Source organism: Halorubrum sp. JWXQ-INN 858, from assembly GCF_009806985.1.
Classification (GTDB): Archaea; Halobacteriota; Halobacteria; order Halobacteriales; family Haloferacaceae; genus Halorubrum.
This window is the reverse complement of record NZ_WUAX01000009.1, coordinates 46684-63859: the sequence shown is the minus strand read 5'-3', so window position 1 is coordinate 63859 and position 17176 is coordinate 46684. Positions and strand designations below refer to the sequence as shown.

General features: G+C 67.2%; 18 protein-coding genes. 7 read left to right on the top strand and 11 right to left on the bottom strand.

Annotation, left to right across the window (positions count from 1 at the left end):
* Positions 1 to 159: 159 nt before the first annotated feature.
* The gene (locus tag GRS48_RS07520; protein WP_159485151.1) at positions 160 to 336 is read right to left on the bottom strand and encodes a 50S ribosomal protein L37e; all 177 of its coding nucleotides are present in this window, start codon (positions 334 to 336) and stop codon (positions 160 to 162) included.
* Positions 333 to 575 carry an LSM domain-containing protein gene (locus GRS48_RS07515; RefSeq protein ID WP_159485149.1) on the bottom strand — a complete coding sequence of 81 codons (243 nt, stop codon included), beginning with the start codon at positions 573 to 575 and terminating at the stop codon, positions 333 to 335. Before GRS48_RS07515 ends, GRS48_RS07520 begins: the two co-directional genes overlap by 4 nt.
* Before the next feature lie 452 nt (positions 576 to 1027).
* Between GRS48_RS07515 and GRS48_RS07510 the strand changes: the two genes are divergently transcribed.
* From GRS48_RS07510 to GRS48_RS07500, 3 genes are all read left to right on the top strand, one after another.
* Positions 1028 to 2380 (top strand): ribonuclease J, encoded by a 1353-nt coding sequence (locus GRS48_RS07510; protein WP_159485147.1) that lies wholly within the window; start codon positions 1028 to 1030, stop codon positions 2378 to 2380.
* Positions 2377 to 3423 carry a geranylfarnesyl diphosphate synthase gene (gene idsA3 / locus GRS48_RS07505; RefSeq protein ID WP_159485145.1) on the top strand — a complete coding sequence of 349 codons (1047 nt, stop codon included), beginning with the start codon at positions 2377 to 2379 and terminating at the stop codon, positions 3421 to 3423. Before GRS48_RS07510 ends, idsA3 begins: the two co-directional genes overlap by 4 nt.
* 296 nt (positions 3424 to 3719) lie before the next feature.
* A complete protein-coding gene (locus GRS48_RS07500) occupies positions 3720 to 4646 on the top strand; it encodes a DMT family transporter (protein WP_321168343.1) in 927 nt (308 codons plus the stop codon).
* A 63-nt stretch (positions 4647 to 4709) separates the two neighbouring features.
* On the opposite strand, the gene bcp is transcribed toward GRS48_RS07500, so the two are convergent.
* Positions 4710 to 5180 (bottom strand): thioredoxin-dependent thiol peroxidase, encoded by a 471-nt coding sequence (gene bcp, locus GRS48_RS07495; RefSeq protein WP_159485143.1) that lies wholly within the window; start codon positions 5178 to 5180, stop codon positions 4710 to 4712.
* A 323-nt stretch (positions 5181 to 5503) separates the two neighbouring features.
* Between bcp and GRS48_RS07490 the strand changes: the two genes are divergently transcribed.
* The 3 genes from GRS48_RS07490 to GRS48_RS07480 all read left to right on the top strand — a co-directional run bounded on the left by GRS48_RS07490 (position 5504) and on the right by GRS48_RS07480 (position 7401).
* Entirely contained in the window at positions 5504 to 6061 is a 558-nt protein-coding gene (locus tag GRS48_RS07490; protein ID WP_159485141.1) for a diadenylate cyclase, read from the top strand.
* 55 nt (positions 6062 to 6116) lie between these two features.
* Entirely contained in the window at positions 6117 to 6542 is a 426-nt protein-coding gene (locus tag GRS48_RS07485) for a universal stress protein (RefSeq protein WP_159485139.1), read from the top strand.
* Between the two features lie 76 nt (positions 6543 to 6618).
* Complete coding sequence (locus tag GRS48_RS07480) at positions 6619 to 7401, top strand: MBL fold metallo-hydrolase (protein ID WP_159485137.1); 783 nt, start codon at positions 6619 to 6621, stop codon at positions 7399 to 7401.
* Positions 7402 to 7509: 108 nt separating this feature from the next.
* Here the strand turns inward: GRS48_RS07480 and GRS48_RS07475 are convergent, their stop codons facing one another.
* The 3 genes from GRS48_RS07475 to GRS48_RS07465 all read right to left on the bottom strand — a co-directional run bounded on the left by GRS48_RS07475 (position 7510) and on the right by GRS48_RS07465 (position 10467).
* Positions 7510 to 8064, bottom strand: coding sequence for an HIT family protein (locus GRS48_RS07475; protein WP_159485135.1), 555 nt, complete (start codon positions 8062 to 8064; stop codon positions 7510 to 7512).
* A 268-nt stretch (positions 8065 to 8332) separates the two neighbouring features.
* Positions 8333 to 9238 (bottom strand): type II methionyl aminopeptidase, encoded by a 906-nt coding sequence (gene map / locus GRS48_RS07470; protein ID WP_159485133.1) that lies wholly within the window; start codon positions 9236 to 9238, stop codon positions 8333 to 8335.
* A 161-nt stretch (positions 9239 to 9399) separates the two neighbouring features.
* Positions 9400 to 10467 (bottom strand): type II glyceraldehyde-3-phosphate dehydrogenase, encoded by a 1068-nt coding sequence (locus GRS48_RS07465; protein WP_159485131.1) that lies wholly within the window; start codon positions 10465 to 10467, stop codon positions 9400 to 9402.
* Between the two features lie 187 nt (positions 10468 to 10654).
* Here GRS48_RS07465 and GRS48_RS07460 point away from each other — a divergent pair, with 187 nt between their 5' ends.
* Positions 10655 to 11605, top strand: a complete 951-nt coding sequence (locus GRS48_RS07460; RefSeq protein ID WP_159485129.1) for an aminopeptidase — start codon at positions 10655 to 10657, stop codon at positions 11603 to 11605.
* A 23-nt stretch (positions 11606 to 11628) separates the two neighbouring features.
* Here the strand turns inward: GRS48_RS07460 and phoU are convergent, their stop codons facing one another.
* The 5 genes from phoU to GRS48_RS07435 form a co-directional block, all read right to left on the bottom strand.
* On the bottom strand, positions 11629 to 12306 hold the full coding sequence (gene phoU, locus GRS48_RS07455; protein ID WP_159485127.1) for a phosphate signaling complex protein PhoU: 678 nt from the start codon (positions 12304 to 12306) through the stop codon (positions 11629 to 11631).
* Between the two features lie 174 nt (positions 12307 to 12480).
* Entirely contained in the window at positions 12481 to 13608 is a 1128-nt protein-coding gene (locus GRS48_RS07450) for an ABC transporter ATP-binding protein (RefSeq protein WP_159485125.1), read from the bottom strand.
* A gap of 2 nt (positions 13609 to 13610) precedes the next feature.
* Positions 13611 to 14624, bottom strand: coding sequence for a carbohydrate ABC transporter permease (locus GRS48_RS07445; protein ID WP_159485123.1), 1014 nt, complete (start codon positions 14622 to 14624; stop codon positions 13611 to 13613).
* Positions 14625 to 15644, bottom strand: a complete 1020-nt coding sequence (locus tag GRS48_RS07440) for a carbohydrate ABC transporter permease (RefSeq protein ID WP_159485121.1) — start codon at positions 15642 to 15644, stop codon at positions 14625 to 14627. It abuts the gene before it with no gap.
* 5 nt (positions 15645 to 15649) lie between these two features.
* Positions 15650 to 17110, bottom strand: coding sequence for an extracellular solute-binding protein (locus GRS48_RS07435; protein WP_159485119.1), 1461 nt, complete (start codon positions 17108 to 17110; stop codon positions 15650 to 15652).
* Positions 17111 to 17176: the final 66 nt, after the last annotated feature.

Here is a 17176-nt window from a genome sequence, read left to right as displayed (position 1 = left end):
GTCACGTATGCGTGTGTATGCCCGTAGATCGGGAATCATTGAGATCGACTGGGACGGAACCTCGAGATCGACCGGAACGGAACACCGATGTCGATGCGGCGATCCGACGAACGGGGCGGTCGCTCGGGATGGGCGCGGAAACGAAGGAGGAGAAACCGATCAGTTGTCGCCGGCCTTCGACTGCCAGGCGTAGCCGCGGCGTTTCGCGGACTTGCCGAAGCCGCACGAGGCGCAGCGCTCTTTTTTGACGTGGTAGGACTTCTCGCCGCAGCGGCGGCACTTCACGTGGACTGTCTTGTTCTTTTTCCCTTGAGAGGGCGTGCCGGAGCCGGTCATGCTTTGATCGTGACGACGTTATCGCCGCGTATAATCGTTGTGTCTTCGATGGCGACCGCGAACTCGCCGTTGATGTCGTCGTCGACGCGATCGACGACGCCCGGCTCCGGTTCGATCACGACGTTCATGTGCTGGTCGTAGCCCGCCAGGATCCCGTAGTAGGTCGTACCGTCCTTCAGGTGCACCGTCACGGGGTCCTCGAGCGACGCTTCGAGCACGTCGAGGGGTCGTCCACTCATTACGTACACCGGTGCCCGTCGCGCTATTAAAAATACCGGGTGAGAAGGCGTAAGACAACGACTGACGTGCTCGAGACGTCCCGCTCTCCCCGTCACCGCCCCGGTGGCGACCGCCCCGAGTGCGATCGTCCCGGTGGCGACCACCCGGTGGCGACCGTCCCGATTGCGACCGTCCCGACGGTGTGGCGTCGATGCGAGCCGTGGTGCGGCCGCCTCCCGTGTACCGTGGTGCGGCCGTCTCTCGCCTCCCGCGTGCGCTCTCGAACCCAGTAGTTTTTAACAGATGCCACTGTACCCTCGAACATCACACTCCCGCGGGACACGGTGGGCCGACGTCGGCTCGACCGTAGCGGGGCCTTCGCCGACGCGCTGGAAGACGCCGGGTCTGACGGGGCCCTTATGCGGGCACAGTGACAGAGACGCCGTTCGGCGGCGTCGACACTCGACACACCATGGAAATCGAAATCGCGACAATCGGCGGATACGAGGAAGTCGGACGACAGATGACGGCCGTTCGCGCGGGCGACGACATCGTCATCTTCGACATGGGCCTGAACCTCAGTAAGGTCCTGATCCACGACAACGTGGAGACCGAAAAGATGCACAGTCTCGACCTGATCGACATGGGCGCGATCCCGGACGACCGCGTCATGAGCGACCTGGAGGGCGACGTCAAGGCGATCGTCCCCACCCACGGTCACCTCGACCACATCGCGGCGATCCCGAAACTCGCTCACCGGTACGACGCGCCCATCGTGGCCTCCCCGTACACGATCGAGCTGGTCAGACAGCAGATCCAGGGCGAGAGCAAGTTCCAGGTCGACAACGACCTCGTCAAGATGGAGGCCGGCGGCACGATGCCCATCGGCGATTCCGGCAACGTCGAGATGGAGTTCGTCAACGTGACGCACTCGATCATCGACGCGATCAACCCGGTCCTGCACACGCCCGAGGGATCGATCGTTTACGGGCTCGACAAGCGGATGGACCACACGCCCGTCATCGGCGACCCGATCGACATGAAGCGGTTCCGCGAGATCGGTCGCGAGGGCAACGGCGTCCTCTGTTACATCGAGGACTGCACGAACGCCGGCCGGAAGGGCCGCACGCCCTCCGAATCGGTCGCGCGCAAACACGTCCATGACACGTTCAAGTCGATGGAGGACTACTCGGGCGGGATCGTCGCGACGACGTTCTCCTCCCACATCGCCCGCGTGCAGTCGCTCGTCGAGTACGCCCGCGAGATCGGCCGCCAGCCGGTCCTCCTCGGTCGCTCGATGGAGAAGTACTCCGGCACCGCCGAGCGCCTCGACTTCGTCGACTTCGGGGGCGACGTCGGGATGTACGGCCACCGAAAGTCCGTCGACCGCGCGTTCAAGCGGATCATGAAGGAGGGCAAGGGGAACTTCCTCCCCATCGTCACCGGCCACCAGGGCGAGCCACGAGCGATGCTCACCCGCATGGGTCGCGGCGAAACCCCCTACGAACTGGAAGACGGCGACAAGGTCGTCTTCAGCGCCCGCGTCATCCCGGAGCCGACCAACGAGGGCCAGCGCTACCAGTCCGAACAGCTCCTCCGGATGCAGGGCGCTCGCATCTACGACGACATCCACGTCTCCGGGCACCTCCGCGAGGAGGGCCACTACGACATGCTGGACGCGCTTCAGCCCCAGCACGTCATCCCCGCCCACCAGGACCTCAAGGGCTTCTCGCCGTACGTGAACCTGGCCTCCTCGCAGGGGTACAAACTCGGGCGTGACGTCCACGTCACGGAGAACGGCAACACCATCCAGCTCGTCGAATGACGAGCGAAACCAGGGAGGCGCGGGTGTTGGAGGCCATCCGCGAGCGGCGCGAACTGGTCAACGCCGCTATCGACGAGGAGCTGCCGATTCAACGACCCGAGCGTCTCTACGAGGCGTCGCGGTACATCCTCGAGGCCGGCGGGAAGCGGCTCCGCCCCACGGTGACGATGCTGGCGGCGGAAGCGGTCACGGACGTCGAGCCGATGTCGTCCGACTACCGGTCGTTCGCCTCGCTCGACGGCGACGACGTCGACGTGATGCGCGCGGCGGTATCGATCGAGGTGATCCAGTCGTTCACGCTGATCCACGACGACATCATGGACGAGGACGACCTCCGACGGGGAGTCCCGGCCGTCCACGAACAGTACGACACCTCGACGGCGATCCTCGCCGGCGACACGCTGTACTCGAAGGCGTTCGAGATCATGACCGAGACGGGCGCGGACCCCTCCCACGGGCTGGAGGCGATGCGGCTGCTCGCGTCGACCTGCACCGAGATCTGTGAGGGGCAGGCGCTCGACGTCGCCTTCGAGTCGCGCGACGACATCCTCCCGGACGAGTACCTGGAGATGGTCGAACTGAAGACCGCGGTCCTCTACGGCGCGGCCGCAGCGACGCCCGCGGTCCTGCTCGGGGCCGACGACGAGGTGGTCGAGGCGCTCTACCGATACGGGATCGACTCCGGTCGCGCGTTCCAGATCCAAGACGACGTCCTGGACCTGACGGTGCCGTCCGAGAAGCTGGGCAAACAGCGCGGCTCGGACCTCGTCGAGGAGAAGGAGACGCTCATCACCTTACACGCGCGACAGGAGGGCGTCGACGTCGACGCCCTCGTCGACGCGGACACGCCGGCCGAGGTCACCGAGGCCGAGGTCGACGAGGCAGTCGCCGCCCTCGAGGCCTCCGGCTCCATCGCGTACGCCCGCGAGATGGCCGAGGACCTCACGGCGCGGTCGAAAGACCACCTCAAGGTGCTCCCCGACAACGAGGCGCGACGCCTCCTCGAGGACATCGCCGACTACCTCATCACCCGCGGCTACTGATCCCGCGGTCGGCTGTCGTTGGGGGCCCGTCGTTGGGGGCCCGTCGTTGCTCCCCTCGTCGAGGTCTCGTCGATCGAACCCGTTGTCACGCCCGTACGACGAGTCACGACGCCGCGTTCACCGGAAACGTGGTGTGGCAACGCTCGACGAGGGAGCACGCTCACTGAGGGAGCAACGCTCACTAAAGGAGCCCCCTCGATGCGGAGACGATCGGGGATAGAAGAAGAGAGAGGAGGGTGGAGGAAGAGAGAGGAGAAACGAACACGGCTTTACGCGCGCCGCCCGTCGGAAAGGTCGTGTCACGGTATCGCGACGTCCTCCTGTTCTTCGCGCTCGCGGGGCTGTGGGGCGGCTCGTTCGTCGCCATCGAGGTCGGCCTGGCGTACTACCCGCCGGTGTTGTACGCCGCCTACCGCTTCGACATCGCGGCGCTGCTGCTCGTCACGTACGTCCTCCTGACCGAGAGCGGTCCGCTCCCACGGACCCGCGGCGACGCGGCCGCGATCCTCTTCAGCGGCGGCCTCTCGATCGCCGCCAACAACTCGTTGCTGTTCACCGGCCAGCAGTACACGACGAGCGGGATCGCGTCGATCACCTACAGCCTCGTCCCCATCGTCACGGCCGCGGTCGCCGCCGTCTGGGTCGGCGAGTCGAGCCTCGACCTTCGGGGGTCGCTCGGCGTCGTCCTCGCGTTCGTCGGGGTGGCGCTCGTCGCCCAGCCCGACCCGGCGAACCTCGCGGGCGGCGTTACGATTGGGGTCGGGCTCATCTTCGTCGGCGTGATCGCCGTCTCGATCGGGAGCGTCGGGCTCCGCGTCGTCGAGACGAGCTTCTCGAGCATCGCGCTGACCGCGTGGGCGATGCTGTTCGGCGGGCTGGCGATGCACGCCACGAGCGTCGCGCTGGGCGAGCCGCAGGGACCGCCCGTGACGGCGCTCCCGGCGCTCGTCGCGCTCGCCTTCCTGGCGGTGTTGTCGTCGGCGGTAGCGTACACGATCTACTTCACGCTGCTCGAGCGACTCGGGGCGTTCGAGATCAACCTCGTCTCCTACGTCGTTCCCGTCGTCGCCACCATCGCGGGCGTCGTGTTGCTCGCGGAGCCGGTCACCCCGCTGACGGTCGTCGGGTTCCTCGTCATCGTCGCGGGCTTCGGGCTGGTGAAACGTCACGCGATCGCCGAAGAGGTGCCGAAGCTCCTCGCGAAGGTCGGCGGCGTCTTTTAACGGTTCGGTCGGCGAACCACGCGGCTTCGCGTTCGCTGTGCAGCCGTTCGGTCGCTCGCCCGTTCAGTCGTCCGCCAGCGCCGCGACGTCCGCGAGGATCGCTTCGGCGTGGTCCTCGGGCGAGACGTCCCCGTACGCGAGGACGACGGCGCCGTCCGCGTCGACGACGTAGGTGTTCCGGAAGACGCCGTCGAAGGTGTTGCCGAACATGTTCTTCTCGCCGTAGGAGCCGTACGCGCTCGCGACCTCGCCGTCGGGGTCCGAGAGCAGGTCGAAGGGGAGGTCGAACTTCGCGGCGAAGTCGGCGAGGTCGGCGACGGGGTCGTCGCTGATCCCGACGACGGCGACGTCGGCGTCGGCGAACGCGTCCCAGTCGTCGCGGAACCCGCACGCCTCCGTCGTGCAGCCGGGGGTGTCCGCCCGCGGGTAGAAGTAGACGACCGTGTACGCCGCGTCGATAGACGCGAGCGACACCGGCTCGTCGCGGTGGTTCCGAAGGGTGAACCCGGGTGCGTCGTCGCCTGGCTCGAGCATGGTCCCGGTCGGTCCGGCGTCGACAAGAGCGGTTCGGTTCGGATGGACGGGGCGGCCTCCCGGCCCGGCCGGGTCGGCCTCATCGGGTCGGTCTCATCAGGTCGGTCTCATCGGGTCGGTTTCACCGGGTCGGTCTCATCGGGTCGGTTTCACCGGGTCGGTCTCATCGGGTCGGTTTCACCGGGATCAGTCCCATCGGGCCGATGTCGTCGGATCGGTATCGCTGTCGATGTCGCGGACTCGAAACGGCTTACTGGCCGGATCCACAACCGTTAGCGTATGTACGTCGACAGGACTCCGGACGGGTCGTCCGGGGGGTCACGATGACGCGGTTGACGGTCGATTACGGAACTCACGACCGGGTACGGGAGGTCGTCGACCGGTTGGTGTACTGTGCGGAGTCGGTGAGCATCGACTTCGACCGCTGGGACGACCCGCACGTGAAAGGGCCCGGGCTCTACTTCGCCGTCGTCGCGGACCGTGAATACGGGAGGTACGCCGACCCGATGGGGGACAACCGGTGGCCGCGGGGGCGCTGTGCGTCCGTCTTCGAGGAGGACGAGTTCTTCGAGGCCGCAGAGCGGGTCAGCGTCGAGCGGGACGGCGGGGTCGTCGTCGCCGTCGACGGCGAGGCGGAAGCACAGATGGTTCGGTTCCGCGACTTGGGGACTCGGACCGACGAGTCGGACCTCGTCGACGACGTCGACTACGAGCCGTGGATGGGATCGCGCCACATGAGCGCGCTCGAGACGTCCGTCAGGCCCGAGGTGGTCGCGACGGTCACGTTAAGCGAGGAGACCGGGCGCGTGAGCGTGTTCCGCGACGGGGAAGCGGACACGGCCAGACGGAACGCGCTCGGCGGCCCGTGGCGCGGGGAGTGAACGAGCGCCCGCCGGCAACCTTACCGTTAACAGGTCGGCACCCGAAGCGCCGGGTATGTACGACGACGTGCTCGTGCCGACCGACGGGAGCGACGCGGTAGACCGAGCCCTCGACCACGCGATCCGACTGGCGAGCGATCACGATGCGCGGATCCACGCCGTATACGTCGTCGACCGCCGCATCGCCACGGCGAACTCGGGTGACCTCCACGACGACGTCGTCGCCGACCTCGAATCGCAGGGGGAAGACGCCGTCGCCGCGGTCGCCGAGCGGGCCGAGTCGGCCGGCCTCGACGTCGAAACCCACGTCCTTCACGGCACCCCGGACAAGGAGATCGTCGCGTACGCCGACGAGTCGGACGTCGACGTGATCGTGATGAGCCCGGAGGGCAAGTCGCCGCGCGAGCGGATCCGGTCCCTCGGAAGCGTCTCCGACCGCGTCGCCGACGACGCGTCCGTCCCGGTGTTCCTGATAAAGTAACCACCGGCAACGTCGCCGACGCCGAGCCTGTCAGCCGGTGGACCAGCTACTTGTCCCCGCCGACCGATCGGGAGGTATGGAACTCACCGTGCTCGGATCGGGGAGCGCGATGCCGGTCCCGGACCGCGTGCAGGCCGGATCCCTCCTCACCGCCGACGATCGCGCCCTCCTCGTCGACTGCGGGAGCGGGGTCCTCAACCGACTCTCAGGCACCGACGTCGGCTACGAGGGCGTCTCGACGGTCCTCCTGACACACCACCACCTCGACCACGTCGCGGACCTCCTCCCGCTGTTGAAGGCCCGCTGGCTCGCCGGCGAGGAACACCTCGAAGTGGTCGGCCCGTCGGGGACGAAGTCGCTCGTCGACGGGCTCCTCGGCGTCCACGACTACCTCGACGGGCGCGTCGACCTCTCCGTCCGCGAGGTGGGCGCGAGCCAGCCCTTCTCGGTTGCGGGGTTCGGGGTCGTCGCCCGCGAAACGCGCCACTCGATGCCGGGGTTCGCCTATCGGTTCTCCGCCCCGGAGCGGTCGGTCGACCCCGCCGACGGACCGCTCACGCTGTCGGGCGACACGGAGGCGTTCGGCGGGCTGGCGCGGTTCGCCGCCGGCAGCGACGTGCTCGTTCACGACTGTTCGTTCCCGGACGGCATCGACGTCTCCAATCACCCGACGCCGACGTCGCTCGGCGAGGTGCTCGCAGGGACGGACGTGGGGATGCTCGTCCTCTCGCACCTGTATCCGCACACGGGCGGCCGGGAGGCCGAAATGGAGCGCAGCGTCAGGGCAGCGGGGTTCGAGGGCGACGTCACGGTGGCACGCGACGGGCTCCGCCTGTCGCTCCCCGACCCGACCGCGTAGGCGGCGTCCCCTCTCCCACCCTCCGTGGATCGGTCGCACGCGTATCGCGTGGTCGATCGCGTGTGTATCGCGGGTCGGTCGCGCGCTTATCGCGGGTCAGTCGCGCACTTATCGCGGATCGAACGACAACCGGACGGGGTCGCCGGCGTCGAGGTCTCCCTCGTCGACCACGTCGTCGCCGGCGGCGAAGCCGGCGTGGAGGTGCTCGTAGGTCCGGTCGAGCCCCTCGACGATCACCTTCGTGTCGCTGACGACCGGCATGAAGCTCGTGTCGCCGTGCCAGCGGGGGACCACGTGTGTGTGGAGGTGGTCGACGGACCCTCCCGCGGCCCCGCCGCCGAGGTTGAGCCCCGTGTTGAAGCCCTCGGGATCGGCGTTCCGACGGCTCGCCTCGATCGCCGCCGCCTTCAGCCGGCCGTGATCGAGGACCGTCTCGTCGTCGAGCGCGGTCCAGTCGTCGACGTGGGCGTCCGGGATCACCATGACGTGGCCGGGGTTGTACGGGGCGTTGTTCAACAGGACGTAGTTGTGGTCGCTGCGCGCGACGACGTGTGCCTCGCGCGCGTTCGAGCGTTCGGGGAGCACACAGAACGGACAGCCGTCGATCGGGTCCTCGTCGCGCTCGACCCAGTCGATCCGCCACGGGGCGTAGATCTGCTCCATACCGAGCGGATCGGTGCGTGCGCCTTTCAATGGCGGCGGTCCGACGACGATCCGACGACGACACCGCGACACGACGGCGACCGGTCAACGACGAGCGAGCGCCGGAGCCGTTCCACGGATCGTTTATAAACCCTGGACGGCCATCCGCACACGTCTTATAAATCCTGGAACGGCCTTCCGCACGCGTCTTATAAACAACGTCGAACTGCCGGGAGATCGCGTATCACCGTTCGACGCCGGGGGCCGCGCTGTTCGCACCCGGACGGGGTCAGTCGAAGCCGTGGATGCCCGCCGTCGTCACCTCGACGCCGTCCTCCGTGATCAGCATCGTGTGTTCGGCCTGGCTCACGAGCGCGTCGTCGGATTCCTTCAACACCGGGTAGCCCTTCACGACGTTCTGACGTTTGAGCCGTCGGAGCGCCATGTCGACGCCGTCTCCCTCCAGCCACCGCGCGGCGAACGGGAGGCCGTCGAACTCCGCGATCCGTTCGAGCGTCTGGCGCGCGCGCCGGTCGCGAACGCTGCGCTCGTGTTGGAGCTCGTAGATCTCCTCGTCGGTCCCCTCGCCGACCTTGCCGCGGCCGTCCGTCGCGAACGGCTCGATGGCGACCACCTGCCCGGGCTGGAGCTCGACCGAGCGGTCGACGCCGCGGTTCGGGACGCTCGGGCCGGTGTGGGCGTCGTAGCGCTCGACGCCGTGTCCCGAGAGGTTCAACACGGGCGTGTAGCCGTACCCGCGGATCGTCTCCTCGATCGCCTGCCCGACGACGCCGACCTCGACGCCCGGGCCCGCCTCGTCGACCGCGGCCGAAAGCGCCGTTTCGGCCGCCTCGACGAGGTCGTCGGTTCCGGTGTGGTCGACGGTCACCGCCGCGTCGGCGATGTAGCCGTCGACGTGGACGCCGATGTCGAGACAGACCATCTCCTCGCCGAACTCGGTGTCGTCGTCGCGGCCCGGCGTCGCGTGCGAGGCCTCCTCGTCGACGCTGACGTTGACGGGGAACGCGATCCCGGCCCCCGACTCGCGGATGAAGTCCTCCGCCCACTCCGCGACCTCGAGGTGGGTGCGTCCCGGCTCGACCATCTCCCGCGCCTCGTTCATCGCCTCCACGAGGACCGCGCCGGCCTCGCGATAGCTCTCGACCGCGTCGTCGTCGAGGGATCCGTAGCTCATGGACGGGGGTTCGACCAGGGGGCGCAAAGAGGTTGCGGGAGCGGACGGGGGGCGGTGGTGAATGCGGGGCGTGTGTTGGTGACGGATGCGGGGCGTGTGTTGGTGACGGATGCGGGGCGTGTGTTGGTGACGGATGCGGGCGATGGCGGCCGGGAACCGGCTCAGTCGTCCGCGGTCATCGGCTCCCAGTCCCCGTCGACGGGCGTGTCCGGGTAGTCGAACCCGATCCCGAGCGTCTCGTTCGTCATCGCGACGGAGTCGTCCGCCGAGCGGTCCGTACACATCGCCCGGATGGCGTCGACGTTCTCGGGGACGACGTCGGCCTCCTGGTGAACGTTCTGGAACAGGTAGAGGTCGCGGCCGACGACGTTGATCGACTTCTCCCAGATGCAGTTCTCCCAGAGGTCGCCGCGGGGGCGGCCGACGTCCATCGCGAACTCCTTGAGTTTGCCCGCGCCGTCGATGTCGGCGTGTTCGGGAATGAGGAACGTGCGTCCCTCCGCCGCGAGCAGCTCGCGCACCTCCTCGGGGGTCGGCTCCGACTCCAGCGTGACGTTGAGGCTGTGCGTGTGCATCTGGGTGGCGGGCACCGTCAGCCCGAGGGTGTCGATCGCCAAGTCCGGGAAGATCGTGTTCACGTCGGGCCCGTGGTGGGAAGGGACGGCGACCGGGTCGGGAAGCACGTCGTTGATCGGCCCCCTGTCCGACTGGGCCGGGTCGCCGCCGCGGCGCACGAGCGTCGCGCGCACCTTCTCGATGCCGTACGCCTCCTGGATCGGGGCGACGATCCGCGAGATCCCGGTCGTGTTACAGGAGACGACGCGAACGAACTCGGCGTCGCGCGCCGCCTCGAAGTTCGCCCGCGAGTTGAACGAGACGTCGGCGACCTCGGCGCCCTCCCCGCCCTGGAAGACGGCGGGAACGTCGTGTGCGCGGTACAGCTCGCGGTTCTTCGCGCCGACGCCGGAGGGACAGCAGTCGACGACGACCTCGACCGCATCGAGCAGGTCGGGGAGCGTCCCGGCGACCTCGACGCCGGCCGCCGCGAAGGCGTCCTCCCGTTCAGGGATCGCGGCGTAGAGGTCGTAGCCACGGCGACGAGCCGTGTCCGCCTCGAAGTTCGGTCGCGTCTTGGTGACGCCGACGACCTCCATGTCGGGCTGGGCCGCGACGGCGTCAGCGACCCGTTTCCCGATCGTTCCGTACCCGTTCACGCCCACGCGTGTCATGCCCGTAGGTCCCCGGCCGAACGCAATAATACTTTCGAGTAAATCAATGGGGAATTAACTACGTCGCGAGTAACGGATCGGTTAATTCGCCACCAGTCGCGGTGTAACTGTCTTTCGTAACGGTGTACTTTTGGGCGCATCGACGGTGATGACAAGGACTAACGCCCGGGGCGATCGACGGGCGTGTATGACCGACGAGATCGCGACCGCGGCGCGGACCGCCATCGAGCAGTGTCTCGCCGTGGGCCCCCACGAGACGGTACTGGTCGTCACGGACGACGAACGACGGCGCATCGGCGAGGCGCTGTACGAGGCCGCCGCCGCCGTCACCGACGACCCGTCGATCGTTCGGTACCCGCCCGGCGAGCAGCACGGCACCGAACCGCCCGCGCCGGTCGCGGCCGCGATGGCGGACTGCGACGTCTTCCTCGCGCCCACGACGACGAGCCTGAGCCACACCCGCGCCCGCGGAAGCGCCTGTGCGGCGGGCGCTCGCGGCGCGACGCTCCCCGGGATCACGGAGGACGTGTTCGTGGCGGGGCTCGACGCCGACTACGCCACCATCGCGGACCGCTGTGAGGAGGTCCTCGATCAGGTCGGCGACGCCGACGAAGTGCGCGTCACGTCCCCACAGGGAACCGACATCACGTTCGGGATCGGCGACCGCGAGTGGCTCTCGGACACGGGGATCGTCCACGAGCCCGGCGTCTTCTCGAACCTCCCGGCCGGGGAGGTGTTCGTCGCGCCCGAAACCGCGACCGGGACGTACGTCGTCGACGGGACGATGCGACCCCACGGCCTGCTCGACGCCGGTGAGACGCTGACCTTCGAGGTCGAGGACGGGCTCGTCACGTCGATCTCCGACGACGAGATCCGCGCGGACGTCGAGGCCGCGGCCGAAACGGTCGGCGACGCCGCCTACAACCTCGCCGAGCTCGGCATCGGTACCAACGTCGGTGTCACGGAACTCGTCGGGTCCGTGCTGCTCGACGAGAAGGCGGCCGGGACGGTCCACATCGCGATCGGCGACGACGCCGGCATCGGCGGCGAGACCGACGCGCCGCTCCATCTCGACGGCATCCTCCGCGAGCCGACGGTGTACGCCAACGGCGACGAGGTCACCCTCCCGAGCGCCTGATCGCGAGACGGGAACGCAACCGATCAGAAGAGCAGTTCGTCGTTGTTCTCGATCATGTACAGCGCGCGCGCCGCGATGTTGACCGTGTGGTCACCGACCCGTTCGAGGTCGCGGATCGTCAACAGGAGCCGCGAGACGTTCCGCATCGTCGACTCGACCTCCGCTTCGTTCTCGTCGAGGTGTTCGCGCTCGATCAGGTCGCGCACGACGAGCTCGCTGGCGTTCTCACACAGCGCGTCGAGGTCGTCGTCCATGTCAGCGACGTCATAACAGACGTCCGGGTTCGACGTCTCGTAGGCGGTCATCGCCGTCTCCAGCATGTGGAGCGTCTCGTCGCCGATCCGTTGGACGTCGACGTCCGGGAACACCTCCCGCTCCGCCTGCCCGGCGTACGCGCCGAGGTTCGTGGCGAGGTCGGCGATCCGTTCGAGGTCGGTGATGATCTTGAACGAGGCGGCGATGAAACGGAGGTCGCCCGCGACCGGCTGCTGTAACGCGATCAGGTCGGTACACTCCCGTTCGAGTTCGAGGTACAGCTCGTTGATCTCCGCGTCGCCCGTGATGACTTTCTCGCCGAGTTCGCCGTCCCGCAGCTCGAGCGCGTCGAGACCCATCCGCAGCCGCTCGGCGACGAGCTCGCTCATGTAGAGGACGTCGTCGCGCAGGTTCTCCAGTTTCGTCTGGTACTGTTCGCGTGGCATCGTTCCGGGTGGTATCGCACGCCGAACGCACAAAAACACGTCGTTGCCACGGACGATCACCGCTCTCACCGCCGAGAAACGCGGGTATCCAGGATCCGCCGTGACGACGAACTCAGTTCGTGACGGTGAATCCGGCCCACGACGACGGATCCCGTCGACGGCGGTCGAGGGACCCTAGTCGAAGCCGTGGCTGATCGCTTCGCCGGAGGCGGTTTCGAACAGGTGGAGCTTCGAGCGGTCGAACACGACGTCGATCCGGTGCTCCTCGTCGATGGCGATGTCCGGGTCGACGCTCATCAACACCTGGTCGTCCGCCTGTTCGTCGAGCCGGACCTCGCCCTCCTCGTCCAGCTTGAGGTAGACGAAGATCTCGTTGCCCATCGGCTCGATGACGTCCGTATAGGCGGGGAACCGGCCGGATCGGTCCTCGATGGTGGCGTCGGAGTCCGCGATGTACACGTCCTCCGGCCGGACACCGAGCGTGACCTCCTCGCCGACGGCCGCCTCGTGTGCGCCGACGTCGAAGTCGATGTCGACGTGGTCGGACGTAAAGCCCGACTCGGTGACCTCACCCTCGATGAAGTTCATCGACGGCGACCCGATGAAGCCGGCGACGAACAGGTTGTCCGGCTCGTTGTAACAGACGAGCGGCGGATCGATCTGCTGGAGCTGACCGGCGTTGATCACGGCGATCCGGTCGGACATCGTCATCGCCTCCGCCTGGTCGTGCGTGACGTAGATGATCGTCGTGTCCAGCTGCTTGTGGAGCCGCTGGAGCTCCGTCCGCATGTGGACGCGCAGCTTCGCGTCGAGGTTCGCCAGCGGCTCGTCCATCAAGAACACGTCGGGGTTCCGGACGATGGCGCGGGCGATGGCGACGCGCTGGCGCTGCCCGCCGGACATCTCGTCGGGCATCCGGTCCATCATCCCCTCCAGCTGGACGACCTCCGCCGCGTTCTCGACGCGCCGGTCGATCTCCGCCTGGTCGTACTTCCGGAGGCGGAGCCCGAAGGAGATGTTGTCGTAGACGTCCATATGCGGGAACAGGGCGATGTTCTGGAACACCATCGACACGCCCCGGTCCTTCGGCGGGAGGTTCGTCACCTCACGGTCGCCGATCCGGATCGTTCCCTCCGTGGGGAGCGTCAGCCCCGCGATCGTTTCCATCGTGGTCGACTTGCCACACCCCGAGGGGCCGACGAACGTAACGAACTCGCCGTCCTCGATCTCCAGGTTCATGTCGTCGACCGCCGTTACGTCTTCGTACCGCTTCGTGATGTGTTCTAGTTGTACGTCGGCCATGGTTACTCCTTCAGCGCCCCCGAGGTGAGGCCGCTCACGATCTTCTCCTGTGCGACGACGACGAGCAGCGCGACCGGGATAACCCCGACGATGCTCGCGGCCGCCATCAGGTTGAACAGTACCTCGTGTTGCCCCTGATAGCGGAGGATACCCTCCACCAGCGGGGCCCAGTTGTGCTCGCGTCCGTCCGTCATCAACGAGGAGAAGAAGTACTCGTTGTAGACGGCGATGAACGTCAACACGCCCGCGGTCGCAACGCCCGGTGCCGACAGCGGGGCGATGACGCGGAACAGCGCGCCGACGCGGGTGGTCCCCTCGACGCGGGCGGCGTCCTCCAAGCCGTCGGGGATCTGCGCGTAGAACGTCGTGAGGATGAAGATGGACAGCGGCATGAACAGCGCCGAAAACGGGATCAACATCGCGTACGGCGTGTTGTACAGCGTCCCGTCCGCGAGGATGGGACGCATCACGTCGACCGGCGTGTTGAACAGCTGGTTCAACGGGATGAAGAACGCCGCCGGCGGGAAGAACGACACGATCAACACGAGCAGCATGAGCGGCCCTTTGAACCGGAACTTCAGGCGGCCGAACACGTAGCCCGCGAGGCTCGCGACGACGATGACGATCACCGTCGTCACCGCGGCGATGGCGAAGCTGTTGAAGATGTATCGGTGGAACGGGACCGTCATGAACACCTCCACGAACGCCATCGGGTTCGTGCCCATGAAGACGTCGCCCTCAGCGAGGAGCGTCGGATCGAAGCTCCCGGGCGTGAAGACGATGTTCTGCAGGTTCCCACGGCTGGTCAACGCGACCATCAACAGCCAGTAGAACGGGAACAGCGTGGTGACGAGGAAGAACACCGTCGCGGTGTAGAACATCGCCTTGTACGCGCGGTCCGGGTTCTTGATCGCGTTCGCGGCCCACTGCTCGACGGGCCCGCGATCCAGCTCCGGCTCCTCCTCGTCGCCGTACTGCTTGAGGTTCTCGGCAGCGTCGGTTTCGTTCGTGCTCATCTATGCGAACCCTCCTTCCGACTCACGGAACTGCCACAGATAAACGATGACGAACAGCCCGATGACGACCGCGGTCATGAACGCGACGGTCGCGGCCGTCGCGTAGATCCGGGTGCCGCCGAACAGCCCGTCGACGACGAGACAGGTGAGCGACGGAACGGTCGTACAGCCGACCGTGGAGTCGATCACCCCGTAGACGCGCATCGCGTCCATCGTCCGGAACAGCATCGCGACGAGCAGCGCCGGCAACACGATCGGCAGCGTGATCAGCTTGAACCGCTGCCACGGCGACGCGCCGGACACCTTCGCGACGTCGTACAGGCTCCGGTCGACGCTCTGGAGCCCGGCGAGGATGAGCAGGGCCATGAACGCCGACGTCTTCCAGATGTCGGCGACGAGCACGATGATGAACCCGTCACGGCTGCTCGCCAGCGGCGAGGAGCCGAAGATCCCGATCGTCTGCATCAGGTCGGAACCGAACCCGACCGTCGGCTGGAACATCAGGTAAAACAGCATCCCCTGGATCGCCACCGGGATCGCCCACGGGAGGATGATCGCGACGCGAACCCAGCGGCGTCCCCGGAAGTCCTGATCGAGGACCAGCGCCTGGCCGAACCCGATCAGGGTCTCGAAGAGCACGCTCAGGATCGCGAACGCGAGGGTGACGAAAAGCGCCTGCCGCAGGAACGGGGTGCCGAGTTCGAGGAACGGGAACGAGCCGGAGAGGCCGACGTCGACGAACTCGCGGGTCAGCCGCGTCTGGCCGGTGAGCACGTCGACGTAGTTCTGGAAGCCAACGAACTCGCCGAACGGCGACGCCCCGGCCGTCTCGTCGGCCAGCAGCGACATCCGGAACGTGGCGATCAGCGGGTAGAACGCGACGATCGCCAGCAGGATGAACGCGGGGATCAACAGGAGGTAGGCGTAGGCGGCCTCGCTCAACGTCTCCATCCGGTTGACGGGCCTGGAGACGAGGCTCCGGAGGGCGTTCGAACCGTCGTTCGAGCTATCTGTGGCCATCTACCTCAGTCCTGGTCGCTCGTCTCGAGCTGTTCTTGGAGGTCCGCCATCGCCTCGTCCGGCGTCTTCTCTTGGGTGTACGCGTCGTGGACCTCCTGGTACACCTGCGCGGCCTGCTGTGGCCAGACGTCGGTCACCGGCCGCGGGATCGTGTTGTCCGCGGCGACGGTGAGCGTGTCGAGGTACCGGCCGATCGCGCCGAGCTCGTCGGGGTCGGCGTTCTCCATGACTTCCGGGACCGGCGGGATGTTTCCGTTGAGCTCGAACAGCGTGAGCATCACGTCGTCGTCGACGAACGCTTCGACGACCTCGACGGCCGCTTCGACGTTCGAGGAGTTGGGGTTGACGGTGAGGTGCCAGCCGCCCAGCGCGTGCTGGGTGCCGCCGAGACCGTCGTACTGCGACTCGGACGGGTCGACGCCGTACGGGAGCGGCATCGTACCCAGGTCCTCGCCGAAGGCGTCGTCCTCGCCGTTGATGACGACCGAGTAGGGCCAGTTGCGGTGGAAGATCGCGTTGCCGTTCGTGAACGGCTCCCGGGCGTCCTCCTCGGTGTACTGGACGATGTCGTCGTTGGTGATCCGTGGGAAGTCGGGATGGGCTTCCTCGTCGTCGTCACCGTACATGAACGCGCGCATCATCCGGATCGTGTCGACGACGGGCTCCTCGGTGACCGTCACCGGTCGGTCGCCGCGGGTGAACAGGTTCTCGCGGCCGCCGAAGTACGCCCCGCCGAACGACGACATCGTTTCGTTGAACGTACAGCAGGCGAGCCCCTCGTAGGCGTCCGCCTGCGTCGTGAAGCCGTAGCGGTACTCGTCCTCGCCGCCGTGGTACTCCCAGACGTCGGCGACCATCTCGGACCACTCCTGCCAGGACATCGGCTCCGTCGCCCAGTTCTCGCCCTCGGGGTCGTAGCCGGCCTCCTCGACGAGGTCCTTGCGGTACTGCATCACGGGGTAGTCCGGGAACAGCGGAACGCCGTAGAGGTCGCCGCTTTCGGGGTGCTCGGCGGTCGACACCGACGCCTCGAGGTATTCGCTGCGGACCCGGTCGACGACGTCGTCGGAGAGCTCCGCTTCCATGTTGAGGAGCTGCTCGCGCAGGATGAACGGGATCGTCCACCCGCTGTCCATCATGAAGATGTCCGGGTCGCCGCGGTTCGCGTCGAGCGCGGCCTGGTAGTCCTCGCGGCGGGAGTCCGTCTCGAAGTCCCCCGGAAGGACGTCGACGTCGATGTCCTCGGAGAGGCCCGCGGCCTGTAGCGCGTCGTTGATCTCGTCGCTGATCTCCTCGAAGTCGGCGTCCGCGGAGAGGCGGATCGTCGTCGTTCCGTCGTCATCGCCGCCGTCGTCGGAACAGCCGGCGATCCCCATCGCCGCCCCCGTCGCCCCTGCGGCCGCCATGAAGCGCCGCCGGGAGACGTCGCTCTCCGTGGAACCGGTTTGTGGGTCAGTATCGACCATTACGGTTACTGTGTTACGTGTACCCCATCAAATAGCTTTTGACTGTCTTACTACACCTGTTGTAGT

Excerpts from the sequence above, each read along its gene's own strand:
- GRS48_RS07520 (WP_159485151.1), bottom strand. The coding sequence starts at position 336 with ATGACCGGCTCCGGCACGCCCTCTCAAGGGAAAAAGAACAAGACAGTC.
- GRS48_RS07465 (WP_159485131.1), bottom strand. The coding sequence starts at position 10,467 with ATGACACGCGTGGGCGTGAACGGGTACGGAACGATCGGGAAACGGGTC.
- GRS48_RS07445 (WP_159485123.1), bottom strand. The coding sequence starts at position 14,624 with ATGAGCACGAACGAAACCGACGCTGCCGAGAACCTCAAGCAGTACGGC.
- GRS48_RS07460 (WP_159485129.1), top strand. The coding sequence starts at position 10,655 with ATGACCGACGAGATCGCGACCGCGGCGCGGACCGCCATCGAGCAGTGT.
- map (WP_159485133.1), bottom strand. The coding sequence starts at position 9,238 with ATGAGCTACGGATCCCTCGACGACGACGCGGTCGAGAGCTATCGCGAG.
- GRS48_RS07515 (WP_159485149.1), bottom strand. The coding sequence starts at position 575 with ATGAGTGGACGACCCCTCGACGTGCTCGAAGCGTCGCTCGAGGACCCC.
- idsA3 (WP_159485145.1), top strand. The coding sequence starts at position 2,377 with ATGACGAGCGAAACCAGGGAGGCGCGGGTGTTGGAGGCCATCCGCGAG.
- GRS48_RS07485 (WP_159485139.1), top strand. The coding sequence starts at position 6,117 with ATGTACGACGACGTGCTCGTGCCGACCGACGGGAGCGACGCGGTAGAC.
- phoU (WP_159485127.1), bottom strand. The coding sequence starts at position 12,306 with ATGCCACGCGAACAGTACCAGACGAAACTGGAGAACCTGCGCGACGAC.
- GRS48_RS07440 (WP_159485121.1), bottom strand. The coding sequence starts at position 15,644 with ATGGCCACAGATAGCTCGAACGACGGTTCGAACGCCCTCCGGAGCCTC.
- GRS48_RS07490 (WP_159485141.1), top strand. The coding sequence starts at position 5,504 with ATGACGCGGTTGACGGTCGATTACGGAACTCACGACCGGGTACGGGAG.
- GRS48_RS07510 (WP_159485147.1), top strand. The coding sequence starts at position 1,028 with ATGGAAATCGAAATCGCGACAATCGGCGGATACGAGGAAGTCGGACGA.
- GRS48_RS07435 (WP_159485119.1), bottom strand. The coding sequence starts at position 17,110 with ATGGTCGATACTGACCCACAAACCGGTTCCACGGAGAGCGACGTCTCC.
- GRS48_RS07450 (WP_159485125.1), bottom strand. The coding sequence starts at position 13,608 with ATGGCCGACGTACAACTAGAACACATCACGAAGCGGTACGAAGACGTA.
- GRS48_RS07480 (WP_159485137.1), top strand. The coding sequence starts at position 6,619 with ATGGAACTCACCGTGCTCGGATCGGGGAGCGCGATGCCGGTCCCGGAC.
- bcp (WP_159485143.1), bottom strand. The coding sequence starts at position 5,180 with ATGCTCGAGCCAGGCGACGACGCACCCGGGTTCACCCTTCGGAACCAC.
- GRS48_RS07475 (WP_159485135.1), bottom strand. The coding sequence starts at position 8,064 with ATGGAGCAGATCTACGCCCCGTGGCGGATCGACTGGGTCGAGCGCGAC.